Source organism: Massilia sp. BKSP1R2A-1, from assembly GCF_050586525.1.
Classification (GTDB): Bacteria; Pseudomonadota; Gammaproteobacteria; order Burkholderiales; family Burkholderiaceae_D; genus Telluria.
This window is the reverse complement of sequence record NZ_JBOBRE010000005.1, coordinates 86,326-101,242: the sequence shown is the minus strand read 5'-3', so window position 1 is coordinate 101,242 and position 14,917 is coordinate 86,326. Positions and strand designations below refer to the sequence as shown.

Annotated in this window: 12 protein-coding genes; 9 read left to right on the top strand and 3 right to left on the bottom strand. The window is 68.6% G+C overall.

All coding sequences use genetic code 11. The annotated features are described in order from the left end of the window. Positions 1-27 precede the first annotated feature (27 nt). Positions 28-516: an outer membrane beta-barrel protein gene (locus tag ACQ7JA_RS09595; protein ID WP_430896995.1), complete on the top strand. Its 489-nt coding sequence runs from the start codon at positions 28-30 to the stop codon at positions 514-516. Between the two features lie 181 nt (positions 517-697). Next, positions 698-1,204, top strand: a complete 507-nt coding sequence (locus ACQ7JA_RS09590) for an outer membrane beta-barrel protein (protein WP_430896993.1) — start codon at positions 698-700, stop codon at positions 1,202-1,204. Between the two features lie 47 nt (positions 1,205-1,251). Here ACQ7JA_RS09590 and ACQ7JA_RS09585 read toward each other — a convergent pair whose 3' ends face one another. Beyond that, complete coding sequence (locus ACQ7JA_RS09585; RefSeq protein WP_430896991.1) at positions 1,252-1,866, bottom strand: TetR/AcrR family transcriptional regulator; 615 nt, start codon at positions 1,864-1,866, stop codon at positions 1,252-1,254. Positions 1,867-1,948: 82 nt separating this feature from the next. On the opposite strand from ACQ7JA_RS09585, the gene ACQ7JA_RS09580 reads away from it, so the two are divergent. From ACQ7JA_RS09580 to ACQ7JA_RS09565, 4 genes are read left to right on the top strand one after another with little or no spacing between them, the layout of a single operon-like run. Further along, positions 1,949-3,478: a flavin-containing monooxygenase gene (locus ACQ7JA_RS09580; RefSeq protein ID WP_430896989.1), complete on the top strand. Its 1,530-nt coding sequence runs from the start codon at positions 1,949-1,951 to the stop codon at positions 3,476-3,478. Further along, positions 3,475-4,284 carry an SDR family NAD(P)-dependent oxidoreductase gene (locus ACQ7JA_RS09575; protein ID WP_430896987.1) on the top strand — a complete coding sequence of 270 codons (810 nt, stop codon included), beginning with the start codon at positions 3,475-3,477 and terminating at the stop codon, positions 4,282-4,284. The genes ACQ7JA_RS09580 and ACQ7JA_RS09575 overlap by 4 nt, the downstream gene beginning before the upstream one ends. Further along, positions 4,281-5,252 (top strand): alpha/beta fold hydrolase, encoded by a 972-nt coding sequence (locus ACQ7JA_RS09570; protein WP_430896985.1) that lies wholly within the window; start codon positions 4,281-4,283, stop codon positions 5,250-5,252. Before ACQ7JA_RS09575 ends, ACQ7JA_RS09570 begins: the two co-directional genes overlap by 4 nt. 8 nt (positions 5,253-5,260) lie before the next feature. Continuing rightward, positions 5,261-5,788: a GNAT family N-acetyltransferase gene (locus ACQ7JA_RS09565; RefSeq protein ID WP_430896983.1), complete on the top strand. Its 528-nt coding sequence runs from the start codon at positions 5,261-5,263 to the stop codon at positions 5,786-5,788. Between the two features lie 37 nt (positions 5,789-5,825). Here the strand turns inward: ACQ7JA_RS09565 and ACQ7JA_RS09560 are convergent, their stop codons facing one another. Both ACQ7JA_RS09560 and ACQ7JA_RS09555 read right to left on the bottom strand, forming a co-directional pair. Then, positions 5,826-6,206: a hypothetical protein gene (locus tag ACQ7JA_RS09560; RefSeq protein ID WP_430896981.1), complete on the bottom strand. Its 381-nt coding sequence runs from the start codon at positions 6,204-6,206 to the stop codon at positions 5,826-5,828. A gap of 98 nt (positions 6,207-6,304) precedes the next feature. Next, complete coding sequence (locus tag ACQ7JA_RS09555) at positions 6,305-9,520, bottom strand: PAS domain S-box protein (protein WP_430896979.1); 3,216 nt, start codon at positions 9,518-9,520, stop codon at positions 6,305-6,307. A 145-nt stretch (positions 9,521-9,665) separates the two neighbouring features. On the opposite strand from ACQ7JA_RS09555, the gene ACQ7JA_RS09550 reads away from it, so the two are divergent. From ACQ7JA_RS09550 to ACQ7JA_RS09540, 3 genes are all read left to right on the top strand, one after another. Then, positions 9,666-10,211 (top strand): NAD(P)H-dependent oxidoreductase, encoded by a 546-nt coding sequence (locus ACQ7JA_RS09550; protein WP_430896977.1) that lies wholly within the window; start codon positions 9,666-9,668, stop codon positions 10,209-10,211. Then, a complete protein-coding gene (kefC, locus tag ACQ7JA_RS09545) occupies positions 10,201-12,012 on the top strand; it encodes a glutathione-regulated potassium-efflux system protein KefC (protein WP_430896975.1) in 1,812 nt (603 codons plus the stop codon). The genes ACQ7JA_RS09550 and kefC overlap by 11 nt, the downstream gene beginning before the upstream one ends. Positions 12,013-12,125: 113 nt before the next feature. After that, positions 12,126-14,900, top strand: a complete 2,775-nt coding sequence (locus ACQ7JA_RS09540; RefSeq protein ID WP_430896973.1) for an EAL domain-containing protein — start codon at positions 12,126-12,128, stop codon at positions 14,898-14,900. Positions 14,901-14,917 lie beyond the last annotated feature (17 nt).

The window sequence follows — 14,917 nt, the reverse complement described above, 5'->3', positions numbered from 1 at the left end:
AACACCCTAGAGACCAAAGGTAAAAATATGTTCAAGAAAATCGCAGCCGCTGCTGCCCTGCTCGCCGCTTCCACCGCCGCCTTCGCCGCGGACGCCAATACCTTCTACGCCGGTGCGGACCTCGGCAAGACCCGCATCGACGGGCAAAAGGAAACCAGCTACGGCGCCTTCGCCGGCTACAACGTGACCAAGAACTTTGCGGTCGAAGCCGGCTACCGCCGCCTGGGCGAAGACGAATCCTATGGCTACAAGGCCAGCGGCGACGCCTGGACCGTGTCGGGTATCGCCAGCATGCCGGTCGGCGAAAGCTTCAGCGTCTTCGGCCGCCTGGGCGTGAGCGCGGTGGAAGGCAAGGTCCGCTACGGCGACTTCAAGGACAGCAACACCACCACCCGCGCCGTGATCGGCGCCGGCGTCGGCTACGCCTTCACCCCGAAGGTCTCGGGCCGCGTGGAGTTCCAGAAGACCGGCAGCGGCATTCGCAACCTGAGCGCAGGCGTCGCCTACCAGTTCTAAGTTTTGAAGGAACTCGGCCTTTCCCATCTATTGCTTTATGTATTAAGCATAACATCGGGAAAGGCCGAACAAAATATGCAAGCGAGCCATTTGCGCCGAATTTGCGGTTTTGTTGACAACGTGCAATAATCCGCCCCCCTGCGAATCAGCGCAGGCATAAAAACGTAAAAAAGGCATTCATATGATCAAGCACATTGCAGCCGCCGCAGCCCTGCTGGCCGCGTCTTCCGCATTCGCCGCCCAGCCGGGCACCCTGTACGCAGGCGTCGACGTCGGCACCACCAAGATGGACGACGTCTCGGGCCGCAGCAGCAGCGCCGGGGCATTCGTCGGCTACAACGTCCACCAGAACCTCGCGATCGAAGCCGGCTACCGCCGCATGGGCGAGTTCGACATGGTCGCCTACGGCCTGTACAGCGAAGTGGAATTCAAGGCAGCCTCGCTGTCCCTGGTCGGCACGCTGCCGCTGGGCGCCGGCTTCAGCCTGCTGGGCCGCGTCGGCTACAACCGCCTGGAAGCCGAAGCCAATGTCCGCGGCTACGGCAGCGGCAAGGCCCACGATTCGGGCACCGTGGCCGGCATCGGCGTGGCCTACGCGATCACCCCGCGGATCTCGACCCGCCTCGAACTGCAGCGTCCGGGCAGCGACGTGACCAACCTGAGCGTCGGCGTCTCCTACCAGTTCTGATTCCTTCGGGGCAGAAAAGAAAAAACCCGGCTCGCACCGGGTTTTTTTTACTTGCGCGAAGCCAGCACCGTACCGAGCTTGAGCGCCGTGTCCACCGCGGACTCGATGTCCGGCTGGTAGCCATCCTCGATCCAGCGCAGCGCGATGTGGATCACCCCGCCCACCACGCCGGCCTGCAGCAGTTCGTCATCGGCCGCGCCGGGCGGCGCGACGATGCGGGCGACTTCCTTGCCGATGGCGCGCAGCGCCGTGTCGAAGGCCTGGTCCACCGCGCGGCTGACACCGCGGATCTCGACCAGGAACACGCGCGCCGATTGCGGCTCGCGCTGCAGGGCCGCGAAGTAGGCATGCAGCATGGCGCGCGAGCGGGCCGTGCGCGCCCGTCCCGCTTCCCTGGCGGCCTGGGTGATCTCGCCCAGCACAGAATACGTTACCGCATTGAAGGAATCGATCAGGAGCGCTTCGCTGTTGGCGAAGGATTCGTAGAAGTAGCGCTCGGTGAGGCCCGCGGCCTCGCACACGGCTTTCACGGTCGCCTGGTGGTAGCCGCGTTCGCCGTAGACGGCGATGGCGGCGGCGATCAGGCGCGCGCGGCGTTCGGCGCGCCGCTCGTCCTGGGACAATCCCCGGTAGGACCGGGTCGGGGGGAGCTCGGCTTTCATGACGACATTCTACACAGAAACTTGCCTCACGAATTCTGACAATGTAGAGTGTCAAGATAACGAACAAGACAGTGGAGACTCCATGCCCCTTACCGCGTCCGCCGGAGACCATGCCGATCGCGGCGCCGATCCTGTGCTCGATGTCCTGATCGTCGGCGCCGGCCTGTCCGGCATCGGCGCGGCCGCCACCCTGCAGCGCCGCTGTCCCGGCAAGCACTACGCGATCCTGGAAGCGCGCGAGGCCATGGGCGGCACCTGGGACCTGTTCCGCTATCCCGGCATCCGCTCCGATTCCGACATGTACACCCTCGGCTATGGTTTCCGTCCCTGGCGCCAGGCCAGGGCCATCGCCGACGGTCCGGCCATCCGCGCCTATGTCCGCGAGACGGCGCTGGAAAACGGCGTCGACGCCCATATCCGCTACGGCCACAAGGTGACGGGCGCCAGCTGGTGCAGCCGCGACGCCATGTGGACGGTCGAGGCGCGCTTGCGGGACGGTTCCACCCGCAGCATCCGCGCCCGCTTCCTCTACCTGTGCAGCGGCTACTACAGCTACGACGAGGCCTACCGCCCGCGCTTCGAGGGCGAAGAGGCCTTCAGGGGCCGCATCGTGCAGCCCCAGTTCTGGCCCGAGGACCTCGACTACACTGGCCGGCGGGTGGTCGTGATCGGCAGCGGGGCGACCGCCGTGACGCTGGTGCCGGCCATGGGCGAACGGGCGCAACACGTCACCATGCTGCAGCGTTCCCCCAGCTATGTGGTCGCGCGGCCCGCACGCTACCGCTTCGCCGAACGCATGCGCGCCCTCTTCCCCGAATCCCTGGCCTGGTTCCTCACGCGCTGGCGCGTGATAGGCGAAAGCATGTTCCTCTACTGGCTCGCGCGCAGCAAGCCGGAACTGGTCAAGAAGAAGATCGTCGAGATGGCCGCCCACCAGCTGGGTTCGAAGGAGGCGGCCGCCGAACACTTCACGCCCGCTTACAAACCCTGGGACCAGCGCGTCTGCGTCGTGCCCGACGGCGACCTGTTCAGCGCCGTCCGCAAGGGCAAGGCGTCGGTGGTGACGGACCACATCGCGCGCTTCACGGACAAGGGCATCCTGCTGCAGTCAGGCCGCGCGCTGGAAGCCGACCTGGTGGTGATGGCCACCGGCCTCACCTTGCAGCTCTTCGGCGGCGCCGCCCTCGTGGTCGACGGCCGCGCGGTCGATCCGAGCCGGGCCATGTCCTACAAGGGCATGATGCTGAGCGACGTGCCGAACTGCGCCCTCGCCTTCGGCTACACCAACGCGTCCTGGACCTTGAAGGCCGACCTCACCGCCGAATGGGTGTGCCGCCTCCTGCGCCACATGGACGCGCGCGGCCAGGCGGTGGCGCTCGCCCCGCGCGACCCCGGCGTGCCGGAAGCGCCCTTCCTCGACTTCAGTTCCGGCTACGTCGAGCGGGCCCGCCACCTGCTGCCCAAGCAGGGCGCCCATCAACCCTGGCAGGTCTACCAGAACTACCTGCGCGACCTGTTCACCATCCGCTTCGGGCGCATCGAGGACGGCGTGCTGCGCCTGGCGCCGCGCGCAAGCGCGGCTGCCGCCTCGCAGGAAAGGCCCCCGACATGAAGCTCGCGAATCGTGTCGCGGTGCTCACCGGGGCCGGCGGCGGCATCGGCCGCGCCACCGCCTTTTGCCTGGCGCGGCGCGGCTGCCATCTGGCCCTGGCCGACATCGACGGCGCCGCCGTCGAGAAAGTGGCCGGAGAAGCGCGCCGGCTCGGCGTGCGCGCCACCCACCACGTGCTCGACGTCGCCAACCGCGCGGCCGTCGCGGCTTTCCCCGGCCTTGTCGACGCGGTCCATGGGCGCGTCGACCTCGTGATCAACAATGCCGGCGTGGCCCTGGGCGGCAGCTTCGAGCAGATCCTTCCCGAGGATTTCGACTGGCTCATGGAGATCAACTTCCATGGCGTGGTGCGCATGACCCGCGCATTCCTGCCGCACCTGCGCGAGAGCGACGACGCCAGGATCGTGAACGTCTCCAGCATCTATGGCATCATCTCGCCGCCGGGCCAGAGCGCCTACTCGGCCAGCAAGTTCGCCGTGCGCGGTTTCAGCAATGCGCTGCGCCATGAACTCGAAGGCACGACGGTCGGCGTGAGCGTGGTGCATCCGGGCGGCGTTGCGACGGCGATCGCGAGGAATGCGCGGGCGCCGAAAGACGCACCCCGGCACGAGATCGAACGCGGGAGGGCGATCGCCGAGCGCCTGCTGCGCATGCCGCCGGAGCGGGCCGGCGAGATCGTCGTGCGCGGCATCGAGCGTCGCCGGGCCCGCATCCTCGTGGGCAGCGACGCAAGAATCGTGGCCCTGCTCGAACGCCTGAGCCCCATCCATTACTGGAAACTCCTGAAGAAAGCAACGGGACGATGAACCTGGCTTCCACCCTGCTGTACGCAAGCGGCGCCCTGGCGCTGCTCCTTGTGCTGCTCTACCAGTTCAGCACACGCACCGCACGGCGCATCGAAAGCGCCCTGCCGCCCACGGGCCTGTTCGTCGAAGCGGACGGGGTGCGCCTGCACGTGCGCGACGAGGGCGAAGGCCCGGCGCTGCTGCTGATCCACGGCCTGAACGGCCAGATGGCGCATTTCAATTACGGCCCCGTGCGCGAGCTGTCGCGGCGCCACCGTGTCGTCACCATCGACCGTCCCGGCTCGGGCTACTCCTCGCGGCCGGATGGCGTTCCCGCCGACCTCTCGACCCAGGCGCGCGCCATCGCGGCGCTGATCGACCGCTTGAACCTGGGGCGGCCGACCGTCGTCGGCCATTCCCTCGGCGGCGCGGCCGCGCTCACGCTGGCCCTCGAACATCCCGGCAAGGTCGGCGCCCTGGCCCTGATCGCGCCGCTGACCCACACGGATGGCAGCGTGCCGCCGGCCTTCCGCGCACTGGCCATCGAAAGCGCCTGGCTGCGCACCCTGTTCGCCTGGACCCTTGCCGTCCCGGCCGGCATCCTCGGGAGCAAGCGCGTACTGCGCCAGGTCTTCGCGCCGGAACAGCCGGCACGCGATTTCGCCACCCGCGGCGGCGGCCTGCTCAGCCTGCGGCCGAGCCAGTTCCTTGCCAGCGCAGGCGACCTGCTGGCCCTGCGCGAGCACATGCCGCGCCTGGCGCAGCGCTACGGCGAACTGGCCGCGCTGGGCATCCCGGTGCACGTGCTCTTCGGCCGGGGCGACCGCATCCTCGACTGGCAGGTGAACGGCCAGGCGCTGGCCGACAAGGTGGCCGGCTGCCGGCTCGATCTGGTCGACGGCGGCCACATGCTGCCGGTGACCCAGGCCGCGCGCACCGCCCGCTTCATCGAAGAGGCCGTAGCGGCGCGCCGGGCCACGGCGGCGTGAACATGGAAGTGATCCGCACATCCCGCCTGGTCCTGCGTTGCTGGCGCCCTGAGGACGCGCCTGCCTTTTACGCGATGAACCAGGATCCGCGCGTCATCGAGTTCCTGCCCGGCCCCATGAGCATGGAGCAGGTGGAGGCCTTCGTCACCGCTCAACAGGCGCTGTTCGCACGCACCCGCGCCTGCTATTTCGCGCTCGAGACCGAGGGGCAGCTGGCCGGCTTCGTCGGCCTGAAGCGCCATGACGCGGACAGCCTGCTCCCCTTCGCGCCCTGCGCCGACATCGGCTGGCGCCTGGCCCCCGCGTACTGGGGCAAAGGGCTCGCCGGCGAGGCGGCGCGCGCCTGCCTGGCCTATGGCTTCGACGAACTGGAACTGGACGAAATCGTCTCCTTTACCGTGCCGGAAAACCTGCGTTCGCGGGCGGTGATGGAAAAGCTGGGCATGGTTGAAGACACCGGGGGCGGCTTCGCGCACCCGGCCCTGCCGCTGGAACACCGGCTGTCACGCCACGTGCTGTACCGGCTGCGGCGCTAGCATCCCGCGCCGCCAGGGGCTGGTCCTCTACCCGGGCTCAGCGTTCGCGGTCGGCGCTGCCCTGGTCGTACTGGGTAGGGTCGGTCTCGGCCGGATCCTGCAGGTCGGCGCCCTGTCGGTTGGCGCCCTGCTGGCCGGACTGGCGGTTGCCTTTCCCGCCGGCGATGCCTTCCATGCCCGTCTGGATCTGCCCCTTGTCGCTGCCTCCCTGGAAAGCCTGGTCGGCTTCCTCGTGGGTCGTGTTGCCGGCGAGCAGGTCATCGGTCCGGCTGGCGGACTGCCGGCTGGCTTCGCTGCCCATCGCTCCGATATCCCCGGTGCCGCCCGTCCCGACGCTGGCGGCGCTGCCGGTGCCGTCCTTCGTGGTCTGGTGGTAGTTGCGTCCCTTGGCGTCCTTCCCTTCGGCTTGCATCGACATATGGCCTCCTGTTTGACTGGGTATCCAAAAGGCCATGATAGACCCGCCGGCGCCGCGCACGAATAGGCGCAGGCCAGCGGGCCGTGTAGGAGGCCGCCTCAGCCGGCGACCGGCTCCCGGCCGAGCGCCCTTACCAGGCTCTGCAGGTCGTAGGGCTTGCGCAGCACCACGGCGTCCGGCCAGTTCGCCACTTCGCCATTGCCGGTCGCAAACACGATCCGGATGCCAGGAAGCTTGCTGCGCGCCTGGGCCGCGAGCGCGTCGCCCGACATGCCGGGCAGCTGCACATCGGTGATCAGGATGTCGGTCCCATGCGTGACCATGGGCAGCGCGCTTTCGGCGTCCCCGGCCGCGCGCACCTGGTGCCCGAGGTGCTCGAGCAGGGCCGCGGTGTTCGCGCGGATCGCCGCTTCGTCTTCCACCAGCACGATGGAAAGGCCGCCGGCCTCGGGCGCAGCGGCTGGCGCCTCCTGCGCTTCCGGAACGGCTTTCTGCTTCGCCAGCACCTGGCGAATCCGGCGCGCCAGGCGTTCGCGGGTATAAGGCTTGCCGAGCAGTTCCACGCCCGGGTCGAGCCGCCCGCCGTGGACGATGGCGTTCTCCGTATAGCCCGAGGTGAACAGCACCGCCAGATTGGGCAGGCGCTCGCGCGCGATGCGGGCCAGCTCCGGACTGCGCAGCGTGCCCGGCATGACGACGTCGGTGAACAGCACGTCGATCGGCGCTCCGCTCTCGATCACGGCCAGCGCGCTCGCCGCGTCCGACGCCTTCAGCACCCGGTAGCCGAGCTGGGTCAGCATCTCGACCACGGTGGCGCGCACCGCCTCGTCGTCCTCGGCAACCAGGATGGTCTCGCTGCCGCCGACGGCGCCCTGCTGCTGGGCCGGGCCGATCGGCTCCTCGGCCGCGGTGCTGCGCGGCAGGTAGATCTTGACCGTGGTGCCCTGGCCGACCTCGCTGTAGATCTTCACGTGGCCGCCCGACTGCTTCACGAAACCGTAGACCATCGACAGCCCCAGGCCCGTACCCTTGCCTTCTTCCTTGGTCGAGAAGAAGGGTTCGAAGGCGCGGGCGGCGACTTCCGGCGCCATGCCCGAGCCGGTGTCGGTCACGGCCAGCATCACGTACTGGCCCGGCATCACGTCGCCGTGGCCGCGGCAGTACATCTCGTCCAGCACCGCATTGGTGGCCTCGATGGTCATGCGGCCGCTGCCTTCCATGGCGTCGCGCGCATTGATCGCCAGGTTCAGCACCGCGTTCTCGACCTGGCCGACGTCCACCGCCGTGTTCCACAGACCGCCGGAAATCACCATCTCGATCTCGATCTCCTCGCCCAGCGCGCGGCGCAGCATGTCTTCCATGTTCGCCAGCAGCCGGCCGACCTTGATCACCTTCGGTTCGAGCGGCTGGCGGCGGCCGAAGGCCAGCAGGTAGCTGGCCAGCTTGGCGCCCTTCTCGACCGCGGAGCGGGCGCTCTCGATCCAGCGCACGCGGTCGGCGCGTGAGTCGGCATTGCCATTCGCCATCTGCAGCAGCTGCAGGTTGCCCGAGATGATCTGCAGGAGGTTGTTGAAGTCGTGGGCCACGCCGCCGGTCAGCTTGCCGATCGTTTCCATCTTCTGCGACTGCTGCAGGGCCAGCTCGGTGCGGCGGATCGCCTCCTGCTGCTCGCGCTCGGCAGTGATGTCGCGCCCGATCGCGTGCACGAAGCCTTCGTCCGGCGCGGCCGTCCAGGACAGCAGGCACCAGCTGCCGTCCTTGCGGCGGTAGCGGTTCTCGAACTTGTTGACGTAGCCGCCCTGGCCGAGCGCGGCCATCTGGGCGATGGTGGCGGCGCGGTCTTCGTGGTGTACCAGCTCCATGAAGTTGCGGCCGACGATCTCCGCATCGGACCAGCCCAGCAGCGCGCCGAAGGAGGGGCTGGCCGCCTCGACCCGGCCGTCGAAGCGGCAGACGAGGAGGATGTCCTTGGACAGGCGCCACATGCGGTCGCGCTCGGCGGTACGCAGCGCCACCTGGCCCTGCAGGTCTTCGTTCAGCGCCGCATAGCGCTGGGCGATGGTCTTCTGTTCTTCGATGTCGGTATTGGTGCCGACCCAGCCGATCACCTCGCCGTTGTCGCCGCGCAGGGGCACGGCGCGGTTCAGGTGCCAGCGGTAGGCGCCGTCGGCGCGGCGCAGTCGCACCTCGAACTCGAACTGGGCGCCGGTGGCGACCGATTCGCTCCAGCGCGCGCGGATGGCCTGCAGGTCGCCCGGGTGGATCATGCGGCCCCAGCCGTCTTCCGCCAGCGCCGCATGGTCGTAGCCGCTGTAGCGGTAGATGGTCTCGTTGAACCAGTTCAGGCGCCCGCTCGCGTCGGCCGCCCAGACCTGGTTCGGCATGGCCTGGGCGAAGGTGCGAAAGCGCGCCTCGCTCTCGCGCAGGGCGCGCTCGGCCAGCACCCGCTCGGTGACGTCGCTGCCCTGCACGAAGATGCCGATCACGGCGCCGTCTTCGGCCCGCACCGGCTGGTACACGAAGTCCAGGTAGTGCAGATGGCTGTCGCCATCGGCGCCCCTGAGCCAGATGGGCGTCGACTCGCCAATGTGCGGACGGCCGCCGGCATACACGGCGTCGAGCAGCTCCAGGAATCCCTGCGATGCGACTTCCGGCAGCGCGTCGCGCACCGTGCGCCCATGCAGATGCTCGCGTTCGACCAGGCCCAGGTAGGCCTGGTTGACCTGTTCGAAACGGTGCTCAGGGCCGACCAGCATGGCCATGAAGCCCGGGGCCTGGGCGAACATGGCGCGCAGGCGGTCCTGTTCGCCGGCCAGGTAGCGCTCGGCGCGCACCTTGTCGGTGGTTTCCGTAAGCAGCGCCAGCACGCCGGCGATGGCGCCGCGCTCGTCCACGATGGGCGAATAGTCGAGGTTCAGCCAGACCTGCTCGGGCACGTCGTGACGCCGCAGCTTGAACTCGGCGTCGCGGTAGGACAGCGTGCCGCCGGCCAGCACGACGCGCATCACGTTGTCGTTGAAGTCGGCCTCCTCGGGCCAGCTCGCGCGCACCGGCACGCCCAGTTGCGCCGGATGACGCTCGGCCGCGATCAGGGCATAGCCGTCGTTGTAGATCATGATCCCGTCCGCGCCCCACATCGTCACCATCGGCACCGGCGAGCGCAGGATCAGCTCGACCGTGTTGCGCAGGACCGGCGGCCAGCCGGCGATGGGACCGAGACTGGTGGCGCTCCAGTCGTGTTCGTCGATGATCTTGCCGAGTTCGCCGCCGCCCTGGGCGAAGGACCGGGGTACTGCCGCTGCATCTTGCGCCATGCTGGATGTCTGTTTTTTGTGAAAGGAGCAATTGTAATATCTCGATGCCAATCCTGACACAAGAATGTGACGGTACGTACGCGCCGAAGGCACAACCGTTTCAATATTGCAAGGTACAATCCCTGACACTTTCGACAACACCGCCATGCATCCCGAACTCCGCGCCCTCGTCGTCTTCGCCGACCCTTCCCTGCACCGCTCGCGCATCAGCCGCCGGGTGGCCGAGGCCGCCGCCGGCCTGCCCGGCGTGCAGGTACAGGACCTCTACCAGCTCTACCCGGACCTGTACATCGACGTGCGCCGCGAGCGCGCCCTGCTGCTCGATGCGCCGCTGGTGGTCTTCGTGTTCCAGCTGGCCTGGTATGCGATGCCGGCCCTGCTCAAGGAGTGGCTCGACACCGTCCTGAAGCCCGAGTGGGCGCGGCCGGACGGGCGCCTGGCCGGCAAGTCCGCCTTCGCCGCGGTCGCCTGCAACAGCCGGCTGAGCGATTACGGCCCGGGCGGCGCGCACGGCCGCCCCCTCGAGGATTTCCTCGTGCCGCTGCAGCAGACCGCGCTCGCCTGCGGCATGCGCTGGCTGGCGCCGCACGTGTTCTACGGCGCCGACCACCCCGACGAGGGCGCCGCCGAGCGCCATGCGGAAGCGCTGCGCGCACTGCTCGCCAGCGCCGGAGGCGCCCATGGAACATGATGTCCTCGTCAATGCCCTGGTCTACCTGGCGGCCGCCGTCGTCGCGGTGCCGATCGCCAAGCGCCTGGGCCTGGGTGCCGTGCTCGGCTACCTGCTGGCCGGGATCGCCATCGGCCCCTGGGGCCTCGGCCTGATTCGCGAAGTCGAGACCATCCTGCACTTTTCCGAGTTCGGGGTCGTGCTGCTGCTGTTCGTGATCGGCCTGGAGCTCGAGCCGCAGCGCCTGTGGTCGCTGCGCCGCTCGATCTTCGGCTGGGGCAGCGCCCAGGTGGCCGGGGTCACCATTCCACTCGCGCTGGTCGCCGTCCTGCTGGGCGTCGACTGGAAAGCGGCCCTGATCGCCGCCCTCGGCCTGTCGCTGTCCTCGACCGCGATCGCGCTCACCACCATGCAGGAGCGCAACCTGATCCCGACGCCGGCCGGCCAGGCCGGCTTTTCCATCCTGCTGTTCCAGGACATCGCCGCGATCCCGATGATCGCCCTGGTGCCGCTGCTCGGGATGGCGGACAGCCATGCGGGCGGGGGCTGGCTGGCGGCGCTCAAGGCCGCCGCCGTCATCGCCGGCCTGGTGGTGGCCGGGCGCTTCCTGGTGCGGCCCGTGCTGCGCTTCATCGCGCGCACCAGCATGCGCGAGATCTTCACCGCCTTTGCCCTGCTGCTGGTCATCTCGATCTCGCTCCTGATGGCCTACGCCGGCATGTCGATGGCCCTGGGCGCCTTCATGGCGGGCGTGCTGCTGGCGGACTCGGAATACCGGCACGCGCTGGAAACCGACCTCGAACCCTTCAAGGGCCTGCTGCTCGGCCTGTTCTTCATCGCGGTCGGCATGTCGGTCGACTTCGGCGTCTTCCTGGCCGAGCCGCTGCGCATCCTCCTCATCGCCGCCGGCTTCCTTGCCGTCAAGCTGCTGGTCCTGTGGCTGCTCGCGCGCAGCTTCGGCATCGCTGGGCGCCAGCGCGTGCTGTTCGCCTTCCTGCTCTCGCAAGGCGGCGAATTCGCCTTCGTGGTGTTCGGCGCGGCCGCCGCGGCGCGCGTGTTCGACCCGGCGACGAGCTCCCTGCTGGTGGTCGTGGTGGCGCTGTCGATGGTGGCCACGCCCCTGCTCCTGATCCTCTACGACCGGGTGCTGGAACCGCGCTGGCAGGGTCGCCGCCAGCGCGCCGCCGACACCATCGAGGAGAACGCCGGCCACGTGATCATCGCCGGCTTCGGGCGCTTCGGCCAGATCGTGGGCCGCCTGCTGCACGCCAACCAGGTGCCGCTCACCATGCTCGACCACGACCCGGACAACGTCGACACGCTGCGCCAGTTCGGCTTCAAGGTCTTCTACGGCGACGCGACCCGTACCGACCTGCTGCATGCCGCCGGCGCCGCGCGGGCGCGCGCCCTGGTGCTGGCGGTCGACGGCATCGAGGACAGCCTGAAACTGGCGGCCGCAGTGCGCGCCGAGTTCCCCGGCCTGACCATCCTGGCGCGGGCCCGCAACGTCACCCACTATTACGAGCTGATGGACCTGGGCGTGACCGTGATCGAGCGCGAAACCTTCGATTCGGCCCTGATGCTGGGCCGGCGCGCGATGGAAGAACTGGGCTTCGGCGCCTACCTTGCGCGCCAGGCGGCGATGCGCTTCCGTGAACACAATCTCAAGAGCGTGCTCGAGGTTTATCCTTATTACAAGGACCGCGAACAGTATGTCTCGATGGCGCGGCGCGCGCGTGAAGAGCTGCACGCGATGTTCGAACGCGACTTCGTCGCCATGCGGGACGAGGACGAGGCGGGCGAGTTGCGGAAAGATGTCTAGACAAGTGTCGTAAATTCGCGTCGTAGCGTTCAGTTGCCGTACGGAAATCGGTATACTTGCGGCGCCGGGCCGGCTTGCGCCCGCACCCACCTCAGCGCCCCGCCGCCACTTCCGTGACCAATCTCGACTTCTCTTCCAGCACATCCAGTGGGCAGCACCTGCTCGCCGACGAAAACGCCGCCCTGATCGACAATGCGCTCGACCTGATGGCCGTGGTCGACATGCACGGCACGATTCTGCGCGTGAACGCCGCCGCCCGCGCGCTGCTCGGCTATGAGCCGGCCGAGCTGGCCGGCAGGCGTTACGACGCGCTGGTCCACCCGGATCAGCATGCGGAGGCGCGCAGCATCCACCTCAGCATGCAGCAGGAGCATCCGGAACGTCCCGACATCCCGCTGCACGTGCGGCGCAAGGATGGCCGGGTGATCCTGATGTCGGTCGCGGCGCGCTGGTCCGAGGTCCATCAGCGCATCTTCATCACCGCGCGCGACGTCTCCGCCCACATGCAGGCCAGGCAGGCGCTGGAGCGTTCCGAAGCGGCGCTGAACGGCATGCTGGACAGTATCGGCGACGCCTTCTTCGCCATCGACCGCGACTGGCGCCTCACCTACGCCAATCGCAAGGCGGGCGACTTCGTCGGCGTCGAGGTATCCGCCGCCATCGGCAGGCTGCTGCTGGAGGTGGCGCCCGACCTGCTGCATTCACCCGCGCTGCTGCGCTACCGGGAGGCGATGGAATGCCGCGAAGCCGCGACCTTCGAGGAATTCTGGGAGCCGCGCCAGGTCTGGCTGGAAGTGCGCGTCTATCCGCACGGCGACGGCATCTCGGTCTACTTCCACGAGATCACCGCCAGGCGCGCGGCCGACCAGGCCTTGAAGAAAAGCGAGCAGCGCTTTCGCAAGCTGTTCCACCAGGCCGGCGACAGCGTCATGATCGTCGACGGCGAGCTGGGCATCGTGTCGGTGAACGACCGGGCCTGTGCGCGTTTCGGCTACACGCACGATGAATTCCTGGGCATGCGCGCGACCGATGTGAACTTCGGGCTGCTTGGTGCGACCGACCTGCTGGCCGGCCTGCGCGCCGGTCACGCCCAGCTGCTGCGCATGGAAAAGCGCTGCAAGGATGGCAGCACCTTCCCGGCCGAAGTGCAGATCTCGCGCTTCGACGACGAGGGCGAGGAATTCTTCCTGGCCGTGATCCGCGACCTGAGCGATCGCGAACAGGCCGAGCGCCAGCTGCGCGAGAGCGAGCAGCGCTTCCGCGAAGTCATCGAGCTGACCCCGAGCGGCTACCTTCTGGCCGACCGCGACGGCTCCCTGCTGGACGTGAACCCCGCCCTGTGCGCGCTGTCCGGCCATGCGCGCGAAGAGCTGCTGGGCATCCGGCTGGACGCGCTGTTCCTTTCCTTCCCCTGGACCATCCTGCGGGACGGCGCGGAGGGCGAGTCGGCCGTCCAGGGCGTGGAGGCGGTGCTGCGCCACCGCCTTGGCTACCACATCCACGTGCTGTTCAACGGCAGCATCAAGCGCGGCGCGGACGGCCGCACCGTCTCGCTCACCGGCCTGATGACCGACATCACGGACCGCAAGGCGGCCGAGCGCCGCCTGCAGGAGCTGGCCACCCACGACACCCTGACCGGGCTGCCCAACCGCGCCCTGCTGGGCGAGCGCGTGCAGCAGATGCTGGACGCCTGCCGCCCGGGCAGCTCGGTGGCGGTGATGTTCCTCGACCTGGACCGTTTCAAGGAAGTCAACGACTCCTTCGGCCACGAGATGGGCGACGTGCTGCTGTGCGAAGTGGCGAGCCGCCTGCGCCGCGTGCTGCGCCCGCTCGACTTCGTCGCCCGCCTGGGAGGCGACGAATTCGTGGTGGCCGCCGACTGCGCCAGCGGGCGGCCAGCCGCCGAGCGCATCGCCGCCAAGCTGCTCGACGTGCTGACCGCGCCGGTGACGGTGGGCGGCATCGACGTCGTCGTCGGCGCCTCGATCGGCATCAGCATGTTCCCCCACGACGCAAACACGCGCGAAACCCTGTTCCAGACCGCCGATACGGCCATGTACCGCGCCAAGAACGCCGGCCGCAACCGCTACCGCTTCTTCGAGCCGGAGATGACGGTCGCGGCCCGGGCGCGCATGGCGCTCGAGGTGTCGCTGCGCCCGGCGCTCGCACGCGCCGAGTTCGAACTGCATTACCAGCCGCGCATCGATCTCGAGACCATGGCGCCGGTAGGCATGGAAGCGCTGATCCGGTGGAACCACCCGGAGCGTGGCCGCGTCCCGCCGCAGCAGTTCATCGCGATCGCCGAGGAAACCGGCATGATCGTCCCGATCGGCCGCTGGGTGCTGCAGGAAGCCTGCCTGCGCACGCGCGCGCTGATGGAGGAATTCGGGCGCAAGATGGTGGTGTCGGTAAACGTGTCGGCGCGCCAGCTGGCCAGCGCCGGCTTCGTCGACGAGGTGCGCGAGGTGCTGGCGCAGACCGGCTTGGCGCCGGATTGCCTGGAACTCGAGCTGACCGAAAGCACCCTGATCGAGGACATCGAGGATACCGCCTCGATGCTGCGCGAACTCAAGCGCATCGGCGTCGCTCTGGCGGTGGACGATTTCGGCACTGGCTACTCCGGCCTGGCCTACCTGCGCCGCTTCCCGATCGACGTGCTGAAGCTCGACCGCTCCTTCGTGCTGCAGAAGGACGGCAACGTGACCACTTCCGACTTCGTCAAGGCCTTCGTCGATCTCGCCCACGCGCTCAATATGGCGGTGGTGGCCGAGGGCGTCGAGACCGACGAGGTGCTCCAGCTGCTGCGGGACGCGCGCTGCGACCAGGCCCAGGGCTACCTGCTGGCGCGGCCGATGCCGCTCGATACACTCCGCTCGATCTTCAGCTAGGGTGGTCGGATTCGCCG